The 16435-nt window shown below is 70.4% G+C and carries 16 protein-coding genes; 11 read left to right on the plus strand and 5 right to left on the minus strand.

Annotated features, from left to right (window positions below; translation table 11 throughout):
- Nucleotides 1-102: 102 nt before the first annotated feature.
- Genes AABA78_RS24705 through gatB form a run of 4 tightly spaced genes read left to right on the plus strand, consistent with a single transcriptional unit; the run spans nt 103 to nt 3715 of the window.
- Nucleotides 103-456, plus strand: a complete 354-nt coding sequence (locus AABA78_RS24705) for a TFIIB-type zinc ribbon-containing protein (RefSeq protein ID WP_338266374.1) — start codon at nt 103-105, stop codon at nt 454-456.
- A 28-nt stretch (nt 457-484) separates the two neighbouring features.
- Nucleotides 485-772, plus strand: a complete 288-nt coding sequence (gatC, locus tag AABA78_RS24710) for an Asp-tRNA(Asn)/Glu-tRNA(Gln) amidotransferase subunit GatC (RefSeq protein ID WP_338266376.1) — start codon at nt 485-487, stop codon at nt 770-772.
- Between the two features lie 6 nt (nt 773-778).
- The gene (gene gatA / locus AABA78_RS24715; protein WP_338266378.1) at nt 779-2242 is read left to right on the plus strand and encodes an Asp-tRNA(Asn)/Glu-tRNA(Gln) amidotransferase subunit GatA; all 1464 of its coding nucleotides are present in this window, start codon (nt 779-781) and stop codon (nt 2240-2242) included.
- A gap of 27 nt (nt 2243-2269) precedes the next feature.
- The gene (gene gatB, locus AABA78_RS24720; protein WP_338266379.1) at nt 2270-3715 is read left to right on the plus strand and encodes an Asp-tRNA(Asn)/Glu-tRNA(Gln) amidotransferase subunit GatB; all 1446 of its coding nucleotides are present in this window, start codon (nt 2270-2272) and stop codon (nt 3713-3715) included.
- On the opposite strand, the gene AABA78_RS24725 is transcribed toward gatB, so the two are convergent.
- Complete coding sequence (locus AABA78_RS24725; protein WP_338266380.1) at nt 3712-4749, minus strand: carbon-nitrogen hydrolase family protein; 1038 nt, start codon at nt 4747-4749, stop codon at nt 3712-3714. The two genes, gatB and AABA78_RS24725, sit on opposite strands and share 4 nt — an antisense overlap.
- 87 nt (nt 4750-4836) lie before the next feature.
- The gene (locus AABA78_RS24730) at nt 4837-5799 is read right to left on the minus strand and encodes an isopenicillin N synthase family dioxygenase (RefSeq protein ID WP_171421509.1); all 963 of its coding nucleotides are present in this window, start codon (nt 5797-5799) and stop codon (nt 4837-4839) included.
- A 176-nt stretch (nt 5800-5975) separates the two neighbouring features.
- On the opposite strand from AABA78_RS24730, the gene AABA78_RS24735 reads away from it, so the two are divergent.
- The gene (locus AABA78_RS24735) at nt 5976-8012 is read left to right on the plus strand and encodes a serine/threonine-protein kinase (protein WP_338266382.1); all 2037 of its coding nucleotides are present in this window, start codon (nt 5976-5978) and stop codon (nt 8010-8012) included.
- 32 nt (nt 8013-8044) lie between these two features.
- Here the strand turns inward: AABA78_RS24735 and AABA78_RS24740 are convergent, their stop codons facing one another.
- Nucleotides 8045-8419, minus strand: a complete 375-nt coding sequence (locus AABA78_RS24740) for a hypothetical protein (protein WP_338266385.1) — start codon at nt 8417-8419, stop codon at nt 8045-8047.
- A gap of 273 nt (nt 8420-8692) precedes the next feature.
- On the opposite strand from AABA78_RS24740, the gene rplU reads away from it, so the two are divergent.
- The 6 genes from rplU (at nt 8693) to AABA78_RS24770 (ending at nt 13800) form a co-directional block, all read left to right on the plus strand.
- The gene (gene rplU / locus AABA78_RS24745) at nt 8693-9001 is read left to right on the plus strand and encodes a 50S ribosomal protein L21 (protein ID WP_014394222.1); all 309 of its coding nucleotides are present in this window, start codon (nt 8693-8695) and stop codon (nt 8999-9001) included.
- Between the two features lie 46 nt (nt 9002-9047).
- Nucleotides 9048-9323: a 50S ribosomal protein L27 gene (gene rpmA, locus AABA78_RS24750; RefSeq protein ID WP_014394223.1), complete on the plus strand. Its 276-nt coding sequence runs from the start codon at nt 9048-9050 to the stop codon at nt 9321-9323.
- Between the two features lie 128 nt (nt 9324-9451).
- A complete protein-coding gene (gene obgE, locus AABA78_RS24755; protein WP_338266389.1) occupies nt 9452-10783 on the plus strand; it encodes a GTPase ObgE in 1332 nt (443 codons plus the stop codon).
- Between the two features lie 4 nt (nt 10784-10787).
- The gene (locus AABA78_RS24760; RefSeq protein WP_338266391.1) at nt 10788-11468 is read left to right on the plus strand and encodes a TrmH family RNA methyltransferase; all 681 of its coding nucleotides are present in this window, start codon (nt 10788-10790) and stop codon (nt 11466-11468) included.
- An 81-nt stretch (nt 11469-11549) separates the two neighbouring features.
- Nucleotides 11550-12365 (plus strand): outer membrane lipoprotein periplasmic chaperone LolA, encoded by an 816-nt coding sequence (gene lolA, locus AABA78_RS24765; protein WP_338266393.1) that lies wholly within the window; start codon nt 11550-11552, stop codon nt 12363-12365.
- A gap of 16 nt (nt 12366-12381) precedes the next feature.
- On the plus strand, nt 12382-13800 hold the full coding sequence (locus AABA78_RS24770; RefSeq protein WP_338266395.1) for a hypothetical protein: 1419 nt from the start codon (nt 12382-12384) through the stop codon (nt 13798-13800).
- 81 nt (nt 13801-13881) lie between these two features.
- On the opposite strand, the gene rimO is transcribed toward AABA78_RS24770, so the two are convergent.
- Both rimO and AABA78_RS24780 read right to left on the minus strand, forming a co-directional pair.
- Nucleotides 13882-15282 carry a 30S ribosomal protein S12 methylthiotransferase RimO gene (gene rimO, locus AABA78_RS24775; protein ID WP_370469486.1) on the minus strand — a complete coding sequence of 467 codons (1401 nt, stop codon included), beginning with the start codon at nt 15280-15282 and terminating at the stop codon, nt 13882-13884.
- Nucleotides 15283-15315: 33 nt separating this feature from the next.
- Nucleotides 15316-16431, minus strand: a complete 1116-nt coding sequence (locus tag AABA78_RS24780; protein ID WP_338266399.1) for a hypothetical protein — start codon at nt 16429-16431, stop codon at nt 15316-15318.
- Between the last annotated feature and the right edge of the window lie 4 nt (nt 16432-16435).

Genomic DNA, 16435 nt, shown 5'->3' on the forward strand with positions numbered 1-16435 from the left:
GGCGTCCAGGGGGGCCCCGAGGGGGCGGGACAGGGCCTACATTTCGGGCGCGTCCGCGCGGCGAGAGGGTATGGTGCCTGCCGCCAAGGAGAACCCGAGAACATGTCCGACCTGAGCCCCGACAAGCCCTCCCACAACGAAGACGACTACTTCGCGCGCGAGGAGATTGAAGCCAAGCGCAAGCTGGCCATCCAGCAGTCCAAGGAGATGGCCGCGCAGCAGCGCGAGTCGCTCAAGCAGCTGCACTACATGAAGTGCCCCAAGTGCGGCATGGACCTGCAGACGCTCAAGGACGGCAACGTGGAGCTGGAGAGCTGCTTCAACTGCCACGGCGTCTGGCTGGACGCGGGCGAGCTGGAGCAGGTCATCAAGCAGCACGGCCACGAGGGCAGCGGCAAGGTGATGGGCGCCATCCTCAACCTGTTCAAGCGCACGCCGTCCGTGTCGTCCCCGTAGCACCGGAGTCCAGAGGAGGAGGCTTCCCATGGCCCTCACGCTCGAGCAGGTCCGGCACGTGGCCACCCTGGCGCGGCTGTCGCTGACGCCGCAGGAGGAGGAGCGCTACGCCACCCAGCTGTCCGCGGTCCTGGACGCGGTGGCGGAGCTGGAAGCGCTCGACGTGAGCCAGGTGGAGCCCACCTCCCACGCGACGCTCGCGTCCTCGCTGTTGCGCGAGGACGTGCTGCGTCCGTCGCTGTCCCCGGAAGCCGGGCTCGCCAACGCGCCGGCGAAGGTGGGCACCGCCTTCGCGGTCCCGAAGATTTTGGAGTAGCCCGCCATGTCGTCGCTCACCGACCTGTCGATGCTGGAGCTGGCGGCGAAGCTGGCTTCGCGTGAGGTGTCCTCCGTGGAGGCCACCCGCGCGAGCCTCCAGCGCATCGCCCAGGTGGACCCGAAGGTGCGCGCCTTCCTGCGCGTGGACGAGCCCGGGGCGCTCAAGGCCGCCGAGGCCAGCGACGCGCGTCGCGAGGCGGGCAGTCCGCTGAGCGCGCTCGACGGCGTGCCCGTGGGCCTCAAGGACATCTTCCTCACGGAAGGCGTGGAGACCACCTGCGCCTCGCGCGTCCTGGAGGGCTTCGTCCCGCCCTACGACGCCACCGTGGTGCGCCTGCTGAAGGAGGCAGGCCTGCCGCTCGTGGGCAAGCTGAACATGGACGAGTTCGCCATGGGCTCGTCCAACGAATCGAGCGCGTACTTCCCCACCCACAACCCGTGGGACCTGACGCGCACGCCGGGCGGCTCGTCCGGTGGCTCGGCGGCGGCGGTGGCGGCGCGCGAGGTGTTCGGCGCGCTGGGCACCGACACGGGCGGCTCCATCCGCCAGCCCGCGGCGCTCACCAACACCGTGGGGCTCAAGCCCACGTATGGCCGGGTGTCTCGCTACGGCGTCATCGCCTTCGCCTCGTCGTTGGATCAGCCGGGCCCCATGGCGCGCACGGTGGGGGACACCGCGGCGCTGTTCCAGCTCATCGCGCGGCATGATCCGCTCGACTCCACCTCCGCGGACGTGGAGACGCCGGACTGCCTCACGGGGCTGGAGGACGGCGTGCGCGGCCTCAAGCTGGGCGTGCCGCGCGAGTACTTCGCGGAGGGCATGGACCCGGAGGTCGCGGGCACGCTGCGCGCGTCGCTGGAGGAGCTGGAGAAGCTGGGCGCGACGCTGGTGGACGTGTCGCTGCCGCACACGAAGTACGCGCTGGCGACGTACTACCTGCTGGCCTCCTCCGAAGCGTCCAGCAACCTGGCGCGCTACGACGGCATCCGCTACGGGCAGCGGGCGAAGGACGCGCGCGGGCTCAAGGAGCTGTACACGCAGACGCGAGGGCAGGGCTTCGGCGCGGAGGTGAAGCGCCGCATCATGCTGGGCACCTACGCGCTGTCCGCCGGCTACTACGACGCCTACTACCTGCGCGCGCAGAAGGTCCGCACGCTCATCCGCGAGGACTTCACGAAGGTGTTCCAGCAGGTGGACGCCATCGTGTCGCCCACGTCGCCGGTGCCGGCGTTCAAGCTGGGCGCGAAGGTGGACGACCCGCTGTCCATGTACCTGATGGACGTCTACACGCTGCCGTGCAACCTGGCGGGCCTGCCGGGCCTGTCCGTGCCGTGCGGCTTCACGCAGGCGGGGCTGCCCATCGGCATGCAGCTCTTGGGGCGCCCCTTCGACGAGGCCCGCCTGCTCCGCATCGCCCGCGCCTTCGAGCGCGAGCACGACTTCTTCCGCCGCGCCGCCCCCGTCTAGCGGGCGCGACACAAGGGTGACACCGCCATGCCCCTGAGCGACTTCCAGACGGTCATCGGCCTCGAGGTCCACGCGCAGCTGCTCACGCAGTCCAAGATTTTCTGCGGCTGCTCCACCGCGTTTGGCGCCGAGCCCAACCACCACACCTGTCCGGTGTGCCTGGGCATGCCCGGCGTGCTGCCGGTGCTCAACCAGCGCGTGGTGGAGTACGCGGTGCGCACGGGCCTGGCGCTCGGGTGCACGGTGAAGTCCACGAGCGTGTGGAGCCGGAAGAACTACTTCTACCCGGACCTGCCCAAGGGCTATCAAATCACCCAGTACGACCAGCCCATCTGCGAGTGGGGCGAGCTGGTCATCGACACGCCCTCGGGTGAGAAGACGGTGCGCGTGCGCCGCATCCACCTGGAGGAGGATGCGGGCAAGAGCGTGCACGACGCCTCCGCGTCCGCGGGCCAGAGCCTGGTGGACCTGAACCGCGCGGGCGTGCCGCTGATGGAGATCGTCAGCGAGCCGGACCTGCGCGACGCGGACGAGGCGGTGGAGTACCTCAAGGCGCTGCGCGACGTGCTGGTGTACCTGGGCGTCAACGACGGCAACCTGGAGGAGGGCAGCTTCCGCTGCGACGCCAACGTGTCGGTGATGCCGAAGGGCTCCACCACGTACGGTCAGCGCTGTGAGCTGAAGAACCTCAACTCGTTCCGCTTCCTCAAGCAGGCCATCGAGTACGAGGCCGCGCGGCAGGTGGACGTCCTCGAGTCCGGCGGCAAGGTGGACCAGGAGACGCGCCTCTGGGACGTGAACAAGGGCGTCACCCGGTCGATGCGCTCCAAGGAGGACGCGCACGACTACCGCTACTTCCCGGAGCCGGACCTTCCGCCGCTCCTCGTGTCGGACGCGCTGCGGGACTCGCAGCGGCAGTCACTGCCAGAGCTGCCGCGAGCGAAGCGCACGCGCTTCATGGGTGAGTACGGCCTGCCGGCCTACGACGCGCGCATCCTCACCGCCGAGCGCCCGTTGGCGGACTTCTTCGAGGCCTGCGCGAAGCACGTCCCGGACGCGAAGAAGCTCTCCAACTGGTTCCTGGGGGAGCTGAGCCGCCTGCTGAAGGAGGAGGGCACGCCCCTCTCCGCGCTGCGCTTCACCCCGGCGCAGCTGGGCGAGCTGCTGGCCACGGTGGAGAAGGGCACGGTGTCCGCGAACGCGGCGAAGGACGTGCTCGGGGAGATGTTCCGCACGGGCCGCGCGCCGGCGGACATCATCGCGGAGAAGGGCCTCGCGCAGGTGAGCGACGTGGGCGCCGTCGAAGCGGTGGTGGACGACATCCTCGCGAAGAACGCGGGCGAGGTGGAGAAGTACAAGGCCGGCAAGAAGAGCGTGTACGGCTTCTTCGTGGGCCAGGTGATGAAGGCCATGAAGGGCAAGGGCAACCCCGGTCTCGTCAACGAGCTGCTCAAGAAGAAGCTCGGGGACTAACGGGGCACGGTGACGTGGAGCACGTCCTCGCCGCGCGGATCCGCTGACTGGGCGAGCACGTGCACGTCGTCCGGCCCCCGGCGCTCCAGGATGAGCGAGGGCGCTTCGAAGGTGTTGTCGAAGAAGCCCCCGGTGAGCTGCGGGTTCACCGCGTAGCGCACGCGCTTGAGGGTGCGCAGCTGCGTGAAGAGGCCCTCGTTGAACCACTGCTCGCGGCGCAGCTGCGTCTCACCGGGCGCGTTGAAGGCCCAGGGCGCGTCCCAGCTCCAGGCGTTGGCGGAGGGCTGCGCGAGCACGTCCACGCCCAGCGCATCCAGGTACTGCGCGCACGGCACGAAGTACGGCTCGCCAGAGGTGTGGGGTTCGCGGAAGCCGTCGTAGCAGACGAGCGTGCCCAGCCTTCCGAACGGGGTGTCCAGCACGGGGAGGTCCTCTGGGCGGCCCGGGCTCAGGTGCAGCACGTCCTCCTGCGTGGGCACCAGGTTCACCTTGCGCGTGACGCCCACGCAGTGCCCGTCCGGTGAGAACGTGTAGCTGGTGTTGAAGGTGCGCGCGCCCGCGGGTTCGTACTCGGGCGTGTCCGGGCCCAGGCGGTTCGTGGGCAGCAGCGCGCTGCCGGCCACCACCCACAGGCCGAAGTCCCGCGCGATGCCGGAGAAGGTCTCGTACATGGCCCGGTGCACGCGGGGCGCCACCGTGGCGTAGAGGCACTCCTCCAGCGTCGGCGGATGGAAGGCGCTCCACGTGCGGAGCATGCCCCGCCACTCCGCGAGCGCCACGCGCGTCATCGCGCCGTTCGTCGTCTTGCGGCGGCGCACGCGCGACAGGTGCCCCATCAGCCCCAGCGCCGCGCCCACCATCTCCGGCCAGACCGCGAGCGCGGGGTTCAACGGCTGGCCCGAAGCATCCCGGGGGCGCAGCGCGTCCACGCGGGCGGCGAGCGCCCGGTGGTGCGCGGCGAACGTCTGCGGCGAGGCGTAGTCGTCGAGCGTGACGCGCGGCTGGATGGCGAACAGGTCGAGGGAGGTGGCCACGGTGCCGCGAGGATGGCACCGGCCTCCGGGTCGCGCGAGCCTCCCGGCGGTGGACCGTCGGGTTCCGGCCCCCCGCCGTCCCGGCGGCTACTTGAGGAAGCCCAGCTCGCGCAGGCGCTGCTTGAGGAACGCGTCCGCGGTGATGGGCGGGTGGCGCGCGGGGTTGTCCGGCGTCTCCGTCTGCGGCAGCGGCTTGAGCACGCAGTCGCTGAACGGGTGCACGAAGAAGGGCATCGAGTAGCGCACGGTGTCCTGCTCCGTGCTGGGCGGGTTCACCACCCGGTGCGTCGTGGACGGAATGACGCCGTTCATCACGCGGCTGAGCATGTCGCCCGAGTCCACGACAATCTGGCCGCGCAGCGTGTCCACGGGGATCCACTCGCCGTCGCGCGTGAGCAGCTCCAGGCCGCCGGACGTGCCCTCGCACAAGAGCGTGATGAAGTTGATGTCCTCGTGCTCCGCGGCGCGCACCCCGCCCGGGATGAAGCGGTCCTTCAGGGGCGGGTAGTGGATGAGCCGCAGCACGGAGTTGCCATCCACCGTCATGTCGCTGAACGTGTTTCGCGCGATGCCCAGGTAGTCCGCCAGCGCCTGGAGCATCACCGTCGCCGCGTCGTCCAGCTCCCGGTAGAGCGTCAGCGTGTTGTCGCGGAAGGACGGCACCTCTTCCGGCCACACGTTGGCGCCATAGTCGTCGCGGTAGGGGTGGCCCACGGGCAGCTCACGGCCCACGTGCCAGAACTCCTTCATGTCCCCCACCTTGCGGTTCTTCGCGTGCTCCTGGCCGAACGCCATGAAGCCGCGCTGGCCCGGGCGCTCCGGCACCGCGTAGCGCGTCTTGGTGGACTCCGGCAGCTGGAAGAAGCGCTCCACGTCCGTGTACGTGCGGCGGATGAGCGCGTCGTCGACCCCGTGACCTTCGACGGTCACGAAGCCGAACTCCTTGAGCGCGTCGCCAAACACCTGGACGAAGCGGGCCCGCTCCTCGGGAGTGCCGGAGCGGTAGTGGGACAGGTTCACGGTGGGGATGCGTCGGGCCGAGCGGGACATGCGCGCATCCTATCCGCGTGACACCTTCCTGACACGTCGCAGTCCTCCGCCCAACCGTCACCCCGGCCCAGGGGCTGGGGACCCCCCTCACTTTGCGACACCCACCCTTGGCGGCAGTGGATGCCGGGCTTCCTGGATGTGCAGATTGGGCGGGGTATTGGCCAGGGGGGCGCGGTATGGCCGAAGTCGCGAGGAACGAGCGCACGTGCACAGCGTGCGGGCGGGGACATGGCGAGGAGACGTCGTGCGACACGCTCGTCCGGCAGGCGGGAGGCGGCGCGGGCAAGGCCGTGGAGGCACCGGTTCCCCTGAACGCGGCGGAGGAGGTGGATCCGCTGGTGGGCACCCAGATGGGCAGCTTCCGGCTGGTGCGCCGGGTGGGCCGGGGCGGGATGGGGTCCGTCTACCTGGCGGAGCATGTGTCCATTGGCAGCCGCGTGGCGGTGAAGGTGCTGCACGAACACCTGACGCGCTACCCGGAGCTGGTGCAGCGCTTCCACGCCGAGGCCCGGGCGGTGAACCTCATCGGGCACGAGAACATCGTCAGCATCTTCGACCTCAACGCCTCCGCGCCCCGCCCGTACCTCATCATGGAGTTCCTGGAGGGCGCGCCGCTGTCGGCCTGGGTGGGGACGCCGCTGTCGGCCGGGGCGGTGGTGCCCATGCTCACCCAGGTGTGTGACGCGCTGCATGCGGCGCACGCGCGGGGCATCGTCCACCGCGACCTGAAGCCGGACAACATCTTCCTGGTGAAGCGCGGGCGGGGGATGCCGTTCGTGAAGGTGCTCGACTTCGGCATCGCGAAGCTGGTGGACGCGAGCATGCCGGAGACGGTGGCGGGCATCATCGTGGGGACGCCGGAGTACATGGCCCCGGAGCAGTCCCTGAGCCGGCGCCTGGACGGCCGCGCGGACCTGTACGCGGTGGGCGTCATCGCCTACCAGCTGCTCACCGGGCGGCTGCCCTTTCCCGACGAGGGGCTTACCGCCCAGCTCGTGGCGCACCAGACGCGGCAGCCGCCGGCCCCTCGCTCCATCTGCCCCACGGTGCCGGCCGCGCTGGAGGCGGTGGTGCTGCGCGCGCTGGCGAAGACGCCGGAGGAGCGCTTCCCCAACGCGCTCGCCCTGCGCGCCGCGCTGGAGCAGGCCCTCGCCCTGCGGACCCCGCCGCGCGCGGCCGTGGGGGCTCCCCGTCCCGCGCAGGGAGGTGCTCTCCCGCGGACCCCGTCCACGGGCCCCCAGCGCACGCCGCCGCTGGCCCCGCCGGGCGCGTCCGGGGGCAAGACGCTCCCGTTGCCCGTGCAGGTGGTGCTGCAGCCGGGCGCGCAGCCCCGGGCCTTCACGGGGTCCGACCTGTCGCGAGGCGGCGTGTTCCTGCACGCGACGGGGGAGCTGCCCCCGCTGTTCGCCCAGGTCCAGGTGGTGCTGCCCCTGTCCTCGGGGCCGCTGTCCGTCACGTGCGAGGTGGTGCGCCACGTCTCCGCCGAACAGGCCCAGGCCTGGAGCATGCGTCCGGGCTTCGGCGTGCAGTTCGTCGCGCCGTCCGCCGCGCTGAAGGCCCGCGTGGAGCAGCACCTGGCCAGCGCTCCGGCCTCTCCGCCCCCCGCGCCCCGGGAGCCGCCGGACGACGCGGAGGCCGAGCACGTCCTGGCGATGTGGCGGGGGCAGCTGGCCGGGGAGGGCACCCACTACGCGGTGCTGGGGCTTTCGCCGGACGTGGAGCTGGAGCCCGCGCGGGAGCGGGCGCGCGAGCTGTGGAACGCCCTGTCCGCGCTCCGGCCGCGGCCCCTGTCGCGCGGGCAGCGCTCGCGGCTGGAGTCCATGCTGATCCGCGTGCGGGACGCCGGTGACACCCTGGGCATGCCGCTGCGGCGGGCGCGCTACGACGCCCGGCTGGGCAACGTCCGGGGCGTGGCGCGGTGCCTGGAGGCGGGGCTCACCGCGGCCCAGACGGACGCACTGCGTCGCGACTTCCTGGCCGAGCAGCCCCGGGCGGTGGGCACCGCGCGCGTGCATTTCCTCACCGGCAACGCGCTGGAGCGCGACGGCCAGCTCCAGCGGGCCCTGGAGGCCTACGAGCGGGGCCTGGAGCTGGACCCCCTGGAGTGGGAGTACCAGCAGCGCCGCCGGGTGGTGATCCGGGCGCTGGGCGCGCGCTTGGCCGGCGCCCGAAATGAAAGGGCCCGATTCCCTGGGGAGGGAACCGGGCCCTGACGCCACTCACGGCCGTACGGCCTGGGAGGCGATTACTGACCGGCGGCCGCGCCGCACGCCGCGCTGATGCTGGTCAGCTTGGCGTAGCAGGACAGGACGCGCAGCTGGTAGGCGCTCTGCTCGGCCTCGGTCTTGTCGGAGCAGCCCTTGACGTCGTTCACGCAGTCCGCGAACTCCTCGAACTTCTTCTTGTCGTCGTCGGAGCAGGACTCGGTGCTCTTCTCACACTGCTCGCGCTCGGCGTCGGTGATCTCACCGTCGTCGCCATCGATCGTGATGCCACACTCCTCGGCCTGGTCCTTGGTGTTGTTGGCGACGTCCTCGAGCTGGTCGCAGATGCTGCCGCCGCCGCAAGCGGTGAGCGTGAGCGAGGCCATGGCCGCCAGACCGAACAGGATCTTCTTCATGATGGTTCTCCCCCTCAGGGATGAGGTACAGGTGGAAAGCAAACGGCGCGCATCCTACCGGGCGCCGGTTTGCGGTCCAGTGGACTTTATTCCGGGGATTCTATTCAAAAGCAAATAGGGAGCCTGGGGGCGGGTTGATCCGCCAACTGCCTTGACTCCCCCCCGGGTTTCCCGTAAGTCCCGCCGTCTTTTAGCGCGCCGGGCGGTCCGCCGTCCGAAATGCGCGTTGGATTCCATGGGTTGAACCAACCCGAAGCTGACAGGGGTTCGACGATGTACGCAGTCATTCGCACGGGCGGAAAGCAGTACCGCGTCGCCGAGGGCGACGTTGTCCGGATCGAGAAGATCGCCGGGGACATCGGCGCCGAGGTCTCGTTCACCGAGGTCCTCCTGCTGGGCGGCTCTGAGAGCCCGAAGGTGGGCCAGCCGACGGTGGCGGGCGCGAAGGTCGTGGGCAAGGTGCTGGCGCAGGACAAGCACCGCCGCGTCCTGCACTTCCGCAAGGAGAAGGAAGGCTGGACCCGCCGTCGGGGTCACCGCCAGCCGTACACCGAGGTGAAGGTCACCTCGATCTCCGGCTAGTCGCCTTTCCGGTCATTCCCCACACGAACTTCAAGGAGCAGGTGTCATGGCCCATAAAAAAGGTCAGGGTTCTTCGCGCAACGGGCGTGATTCCAACCCGCAGTACCGTGGCGTCAAGGTGTACGGCGGTGAGACCATCACGGCGGGCAGCATCCTCGTCCGTCAGGTCGGCACGGTCATCCACCCGGGCACGAACGTGAAGCTCGGTCGCGACTTCACCCTCTTCTCGACCGTGGACGGCGTGGTGAAGTACGAGCGCCTCGGCCGCGACAAGAAGAAGGTGTCCGTGTACCCGGCCGCCGCCGAGCAGGCGAGCGCCTAGTCAGTGGCTCCGGGGCGACCCGGGGCATGGCTTACCGAGCGGGTCGTTCCCGGTCCTTCCGTTCCCGTTGGGGACGGGTGGATGCGAGGACGGCCCGCTTTGTGTTTTTCCAGGAGGGCTCTGGCCCCATGAAGTTCGTCGACGAAGTACGCATCTACGTGAAGGCGGGAGACGGCGGGAACGGTGCCGTGGCCTTCCGGCGGGAGAAGTTCATCGAGCGCGGCGGCCCCAACGGCGGGGACGGCGGCAACGGCGGCTCCGTGGTGTTCGTGGCGAACCCGCAGCTGACCACGCTCCTGGACTACCGCTACCAGCAGCACCACCGCGCCAAGAACGGCGAGCACGGCATGGGCAGTGACTGCAACGGTCACGGGGCCGAGGACATGATCCTCCAGGTGCCGGTGGGCACGCTGATCCGCAACGAGCACACGGGTGAGCTGCTGGTGGACCTGAGCGACCCGGGCCAGCAGTACGTGGCGGCCAAGGGCGGCCGGGGCGGCCTGGGCAACATGAACTTCGCCACCTCCACGCGCCAGACGCCGCGCTTCGCGCAGGACGGCGGGAAGGGGGAGGAGGTCACCCTGCGGCTGGAGCTGAAGCTCCTGGCGGACGTGGGCCTGCTGGGCTTCCCCAACGCGGGCAAGAGCACGTTCATCTCGCGGGTGAGCCGGGCGCGGCCGAAGGTGGCGGACTACCCGTTCACCACGCTGGTGCCGAACCTGGGCATGGTCCAGTACAAGGACAACCTGTCCTTCGTCATGGCGGACATCCCCGGCATCATCGAGGGCGCCAGCGAGGGCGTGGGCCTGGGCCACCAGTTCCTGCGCCACGTGGAGCGCTGCAAGGTGCTGGTGCACCTCATCGACATGGGCGCCGAGGGCGAGGGCCGCAAGCCGCTGGACGACTTCAACATCCTCAACGCGGAGTTGAAGAAGTACAGCGCGGAGCTGGCCAGCAAGCCGCAGGTCGTGGCCGCCAACAAGCTGGACCTGACGGAGGCCCGCGAGCGCCTGGGGCCCTTCACGGAGGCGCTGCGCCGCAAGGGCATCCGCGTGTTCCCGGTGTCCTGCGCCACGGGCGAGGGCATGCCGGCCCTGATGGACGCGGTGGCAGAGGTGCTCTTCACCGGCCGCACCGGGAAGATCCACGTCGAGGCCCCGGCGAAGAAGACGCCCGCCAGGGCCCCGGCGAAGAAGTCCGCCGCGAAGAAGGCTCCGGCGAAGAAGGCCCCGGCGAAGAAGTCCGCCGCGAAGAAGGCTCCGGCGAAGAAGGCCCCGGTGAAGAAGGCCGCCGCGAAGAAGGCTCCGGCGAAGAAGGCCGCCGCGAAGAAGTCCTCGCGCAAGCCCGTGGCGAAGAAGGCCGCCGCGAAGAAGGCTCCGGCGAAGAAGGCGGTGCGCAAGGCCCCGGCGAAGAAGGCCGCCCGGAAGGCTCCTGCGAAGAAGTCCGGCGGGAGGCGCTGAGCCGATGGCTGGTGGAGGCCCCCGCTACGAGAAGTTCGAGCGCGACGCCGTCGAGCCGGAGCAGTTCCTGCTCGACGTGCGGAAGGAGAAGATCGACCGCGTCGTCAGTCAGCGCACGCGCAACTTCGTGGTGGTGCTCGACCGGCTGGAGGACAACTTCAACATGGCCGCGGTGCTGCGCACCTGTGAGTCCATGGGCGTGCAGGAGGTGCACGTCGTCGTCAACCCGGAAGCGCCCTTCATCCCCAACCTGCGGGTGGCCCAGGGCTGCGACAAGTGGTTGGACGTGCACCTCTACAAGACGTTCGCGGAGTGCCGCGAGCACCTGAAGGGGCGGGGCTTCAGCCTCTACGCGTCGGCGCTGCGCGAGGGGGCCACCAACCTCTACAGCCTGCGCTTCGACACGAAGTTCGCCATGGTGTTCGGCAACGAGCGCTATGGCGTGAGCGACGACGTGCTCAACGGCGTGGATGGCACCTTCTGGGTGCCCATGAAGGGCTTCAGCCAAAGCCTGAACATCTCCGCCGCTGCGTCCGCCAGCATCACCCGGGCGATCGCCTGGCGGGACGAGCACCTTGGGAGCTCCGGGGACCTGACTCCCGAGGAGGCCCAGGAGCTGCGCGAGCGCTTCTACCTGCTGGGCGTGAAGCAGCGGAAGCGTCTGGTCAAAGCCACACAGCGGTGAATGCTGGCCCCCCGGGGTCCGTCCGGATGCGGTAGATGGACCCTGCGGGCGCCCCGAGTGCCCGCTCCGGAGGCGCACGCCATGTTGCTGGAATCCCTGCTCTTCACGCTGCTCACGCAGGCCCCCACCACCGCCGCCCCCACCGCGCCGGCGCCGAAGCCCGCGGCCGCCGCCAAGGCCCCCGCCGCCGCGCCGCAGCCCGCCGCTCCCAAGGATGCCGGCACGGCCGCCATGCCCCCCGCCGCGAAGCAGGGCGACGCGAGCGTGGCCGCCAGCGCCGCGAAGCCCGCGCCGAAGCCGATGACGCCGGAGGTGAAGACGCTCGTGGACCGGATGCAGGCCTTCTACGAGAAGACGGGCGACTTCAAGGCGGGCTTCAAGCAGGACTACAAGTACAAGGCCTTCCGCCGCACGCAGACGTCCACCGGCACGGTGACCTACAAGAAGCCGGGCCTGATGCGCTGGGAGTACGAGAACCCGTCCAAGCGGACGTTCGTGCTCGCGGGCAACAAGGTGTACATGCACGACCCGGAAGCGCAGACGCTGTCGGTGGCGGCGATGGACACCAGCAAGCTGTCCGCGTCGGTGACGTTCCTCTTCGGCCAGGGGAAGCTGGCGGACGAGTTCGCCATCACCAAGGGCGAGTGCAAGGACTGCAAGGGCACGCTGCTGGTGCTGGATCCGCTCAAGGAGGAGCCGCGCTTCCGCCAGGTGCGCCTGGAGGTGGACCCCGCGACGGCGCAGGTGCTCAAGAGCACGGTGGTGGATCCGGACGGCAGCGAGAACACCATCGCCTTCCTCAACCTGAAGACGAACGTGGGCATCGCGGCGGACAGCTTCAAGCTGAACCCGCCCGAGGGCACCCGCGTGGACGACTTCACCAAGAAGGCGCAGTAGGGACGGTCCGCCCTCCATGCGCGGCGTGCTGCTGGCGGGATGCGTGTTGCTGGGCGCGGGGTGTCACTCCGCCGCGCCCGCGGGCCCTTCACGTCCCACGAGCTTCGTGGGACAGACGCTGCCCCTCCTGTCGTCGCCCGCGCTGCGGCTGACGGTGGCGGGGCGGTTGGGGAACCGGGCGGTGCCGGTGGTGCTGGACGTGACGCGGCCGCTGTCGCTCGTGTCCACCCGCTGCTTCGACGGCGAGCCGCCCGCGCCCGCCGGGAGCGCGCGCGTGCCGGAGCCCTCGGGAGGGCATCGCTCCTGGCCCGAGATTCCGGCCCCGCCCCTGACGGTGGGCCCGGTGGCGCCGCCCCTGCGCACGCTGCTGCTCTCCGGTGAGACGGGCTGCTCGGTGACGCTGGGGCAGGACGTGCTGGCCCCGTACGCCCTCACGGTGGAGCCGCTGCGCCGCGAGGTGACCTTCACGGCGTCGCGTCCCCGGGCGGCCTACGACGCGGAGCTGCGCTCCACGGACGCGGTGCGCGAGGCGCAGGTGGTGGAGCTGAGCCGCGAGCCCTTGGGGGACTGGCCGCTGCTGGCGGTGCAGGTGACGCAGAACGGGGCGAGCATCACCGGCCCCTTCGTGCTGGGCACTCGCGAGCCCTTCTCCCGCCTGGCGGTGGACCCCGCGCTGGCGCAGGGGCTCCAGCCGCTGGAGACGGCCGCGGGCCTGCCGCCGCGCACCTTCGCGGTGGACGCGGTGGAGGTGGCCGACGGCCTGGGCGTGAAGCCGCTGGTGATGGAGGCCGCGGGGCGCTGGCCGTCCCAGAGCAGCCTGGGCCGCCTGGGGCCGGACGTGTGGGGCCGCTTCACCGCCACGGTGGACGCGCAGGGTGGGGCGCTGGTGCTGCGCAGGCCGCGCGTGCGGACCCCCGAGGGCGGAGGCCGGCAGCAGTGCGCGGGCGAGGGCGGCGCGTTCAGCGAGGAGGCCTGCTACGGCGTCTTCGTGCGCGCGGAGCCCGACGGCGCGGTGGCCCTCTCCGGCGAGGTGTTCCGGGACGTGCCCGAGGGCGTGCGCCTGTACGTGGAGCCCCGGGGCGTGGATGGCCAGCGCCTGGAGACGGGCTGTCAGGTGGGCCTGAGCTTCCCCACCGCCACGCGCGGGGCGAACACGCAGCACCGGCTGCCGTGGGCGTCCCTGGCGAAGACCCTGCCCGCGTGCCACGCCGCGCTGAAGGGCGCGCGGGGCTACTCCGTGTCGCTGGTGGAGGAGGGGCGCCAGCCCGAGTGCCCCACGACGTGCGCCTTCGTCACGGAGTCCGCGTCGCGGCGCACCGTCTGCGAGTGCCAGCCCACGCCGCTGGGCGAGGGCGTGGCGGTGCCGACGAAGGGCTCCGGCCCGCAGCCGCCTCCCGTCGAGGAGCGCGAGCTGGAGCCCGAGGATCCGAAGTAGGGGCCACGAACGGCTCGGGCCCGCGACCGCCTCCGTGAGGAGGACGGGGCGGGCCCGGGGCACTGCCTTGGTGGATGCGGACTACTCCGGCCGCGGCTCCGGCGGACGCACCATCGCCTTCAGCGGGATGGGCGCGGGGTGAGCCTCGCGCGGGGTGTGCTCGCGCTGCTTAGGATCCGGACGCTCCACCACGCGGGCGATGAGGTCGTAGTCGTGCGCCTCCGTCACCTCCACGGTGACGAACTCGCCCGGGTACGCCAGGCCGTCGTTGATGTAGACCTGCCCGTCGATTTCCGGCGCCTGGCCCTCGTGGCGGCCCACCAGCAGGTGCTCGGACTCCTCGCTGGGGCCCTCCACCAGCACGGTGAGCTTCTGGCCCACGAGCTTCTTGTTCTGCTCGCGGTTGATGCGCTTCTGGATGGCCATCACCTCGCGCCAGCGGCGCTCGATGGTCTTCGCCGGGACCTTGTTCGGCAGGTCGAACGCGGCGGTGTTCTCCTCGTCCGAATACTGGAACACGCCCAGGCGCTGGAAGCGCTGCTCCTTCACGAACTCCTTGAGCAGCTCGAAGTCCTCTTCCGTCTCACCCGGCAGGCCGACGATGAGCGAGGTGCGCATCACCAGGTTCGGCACGCGCTCGCGCAGCTTGCCCAGCAGCTTCTTGAGGAACTCCGAGTTGCGGCCGCGCTTCATGGACAGGAGCAGCTTGTCGCTGGCGTGCTGCACCGGCATGTCCAGGTACTTGGCGATCTTCGGCTCGGTGGCGATGACGTCGATGAGCTCGTCCGGGAACACGCGCGGGTAGGCGTAGTGCAGGCGGATCCACTTCACGTCCACCTTCACCAGCTCCTTGAGCAGCTCGTGGAGCTTCGGCTTGCCGGGCAGGTCATGCCCGTACGCCGTCAGGTCCTGCGCGACGAGGTTCAGCTCCTGCACGCCGCTGTCCGCCAGCTTCTGGGCCTCCGCGATGATGTCCGCCACCGTGCGCGAGCGCTGGCCGCCGCGCAGCTTGGGGATGATGCAGAACGCGCAGGCGTTGTCGCACCCTTCCGAAATCTTCAGGTACGCCGTGTACTTCGGCATCGAGTTGATGCGCGGCGTCTCCGCGTTGTGGATGTAGTCCGGATCCGGAATCACCTGGCGCGGGGTGGCCTCCGCCGCCAAGAGGTCGCCAATCTGGGCGTACGCGCTGGTGCCCAGGAAGTGGTCCACCTCCGGCATCTCCTGGGACAGCTCCTGGCCGTAGCGCTGGGACAGGCAGCCCGTGACGACGAGCGTCTTGCAGGAGCCCGACTTCTTCAGCTCCGCCATCTCCAGGATGGAGTCCACCGACTCCTGCTTCGCCGGTCCGATGAAGGCGCACGTGTTGACCACGATGACCTGGGCTTCGGAGGGCTCTTGCACGAGCGAATAGCCGCGGGTGCGCAGCGTGCCCAGCATCACCTCGGAGTCCACCCGGTTCTTCGGGCAGCCGAGGGTCATCATGTACAGACTCTTGGTCTCTTCCACGCGCGTCTACCGCTTTCCCAGTTGCGTCCGCTCGAAGTGGTCCGCACTCCAAACGAAGTTGATGATGGCGCCGTTCGAGTAACCGATGTTCAGCGCCCCCTCTTCTTCCATCTCCACCGAGGTGGCGCGACCCAGCGCACAGGTGGCGGCCGGCCAGTCGAGCACCCGCTGGGCTGTCTTCCCTGAAACCACATAGAGCCCCATGCGGAGCTCGTCGTCGGAGTCGCATTGACCCTCGACGGCATAGGGATTCTTCCCAGTGAGCACGGTAACGACCGGCCGTCCGTCCGGCAGGCTCAAAGATTCCGGCAGGTTCACGCCCATCTTCGTGGCGTCCACGGCGGTGGGGGCCACCAGCGCGCGCAGCGAGGCGGGGGTGAGGGCGGTTTCGCCCTGGGCCCAGTCCGGGTAGCTGAGCATGCCCCAGCCCAGCCAGCCGGTGGGCGCCGCCTCCAGGGCGGTGACGCTCGCGGGGGGCTTCAGCTTGAGGTTCTTGCGCGCCTCGTCCGGCAGGCGCAGCTGCTCACCGTCCGCCATCGTGCCGCCCTTGCAGTTGGACACCGGCACGGGCTTCGCGCCCACCTGGTCCTGGTCCTCGTAGGTGATGCAGAGGTCCATGACGAGCGGGTCCACCGCGGGGAAGCGGGGCAGGGCGCGCACGGGCACCATGGCCACCACCGACAGCGTGTCGCCCTGGCGGTGCACCGCGGCGTTCACCAGGGCCTGCGCGAATTGCGGCGTGCCGCTGTCGGCGCCGGAGGTGCGCTGGCCGTCGAAGGCGAAGCGGTAGGTGTAGCCCGTGGCGGTGGGGCCCGCGTCCGGGAAGAACAGGGTGAGGGTGATGACGTCGCCGGCGAGCAGCTGGTTGTCCGTGGCCTCCACGCCCACGAAGAGCGTGTCCTTGCGCCAGCCCACCCGGGCGGAGAAGTTCGCGGTGGCGCCTTCGGTGGACAGCGGCTTGAGGACCAGCGGCGAGCCGAAGTCCTTGAGCCCCTTCTCCGGCCGGGGCGCCTTCTTGAGCACGGGCACCGGCTTGCTGGGCCGCGGCGCCGCGTCCTGCGCGAACGAGGCGGTGGCGAAGAGCAGGCAGAGGGGCAGGGTGGCCAGACGGGCGGCGTGCATGGCG

It is taken from the genome of Corallococcus caeni (genome assembly GCF_036245865.1).
GTDB lineage: Bacteria > Myxococcota > Myxococcia > Myxococcales > Myxococcaceae > Corallococcus > Corallococcus caeni.

Excerpts from the sequence above, each read along its gene's own strand:
- obgE (WP_338266389.1), top strand. The coding sequence starts at position 9,452 with ATGAAGTTCGTCGACGAAGTACGCATCTACGTGAAGGCGGGAGACGGC.
- gatB (WP_338266379.1), top strand. The coding sequence starts at position 2,270 with ATGCCCCTGAGCGACTTCCAGACGGTCATCGGCCTCGAGGTCCACGCG.
- rpmA (WP_014394223.1), top strand. The coding sequence starts at position 9,048 with ATGGCCCATAAAAAAGGTCAGGGTTCTTCGCGCAACGGGCGTGATTCC.
- lolA (WP_338266393.1), top strand. The coding sequence starts at position 11,550 with ATGTTGCTGGAATCCCTGCTCTTCACGCTGCTCACGCAGGCCCCCACC.
- gatC (WP_338266376.1), top strand. The coding sequence starts at position 485 with ATGGCCCTCACGCTCGAGCAGGTCCGGCACGTGGCCACCCTGGCGCGG.
- AABA78_RS24730 (WP_171421509.1), bottom strand. The coding sequence starts at position 5,799 with ATGTCCCGCTCGGCCCGACGCATCCCCACCGTGAACCTGTCCCACTAC.
- rplU (WP_014394222.1), top strand. The coding sequence starts at position 8,693 with ATGTACGCAGTCATTCGCACGGGCGGAAAGCAGTACCGCGTCGCCGAG.
- AABA78_RS24705 (WP_338266374.1), top strand. The coding sequence starts at position 103 with ATGTCCGACCTGAGCCCCGACAAGCCCTCCCACAACGAAGACGACTAC.
- AABA78_RS24780 (WP_338266399.1), bottom strand. The coding sequence starts at position 16,431 with ATGCACGCCGCCCGTCTGGCCACCCTGCCCCTCTGCCTGCTCTTCGCC.
- rimO (WP_370469486.1), bottom strand. The coding sequence starts at position 15,282 with ATGACCCTCGGCTGCCCGAAGAACCGGGTGGACTCCGAGGTGATGCTG.
- AABA78_RS24740 (WP_338266385.1), bottom strand. The coding sequence starts at position 8,419 with ATGAAGAAGATCCTGTTCGGTCTGGCGGCCATGGCCTCGCTCACGCTC.
- gatA (WP_338266378.1), top strand. The coding sequence starts at position 779 with ATGTCGTCGCTCACCGACCTGTCGATGCTGGAGCTGGCGGCGAAGCTG.
- AABA78_RS24735 (WP_338266382.1), top strand. The coding sequence starts at position 5,976 with ATGGCCGAAGTCGCGAGGAACGAGCGCACGTGCACAGCGTGCGGGCGG.
- AABA78_RS24760 (WP_338266391.1), top strand. The coding sequence starts at position 10,788 with ATGGCTGGTGGAGGCCCCCGCTACGAGAAGTTCGAGCGCGACGCCGTC.
- AABA78_RS24770 (WP_338266395.1), top strand. The coding sequence starts at position 12,382 with ATGCGCGGCGTGCTGCTGGCGGGATGCGTGTTGCTGGGCGCGGGGTGT.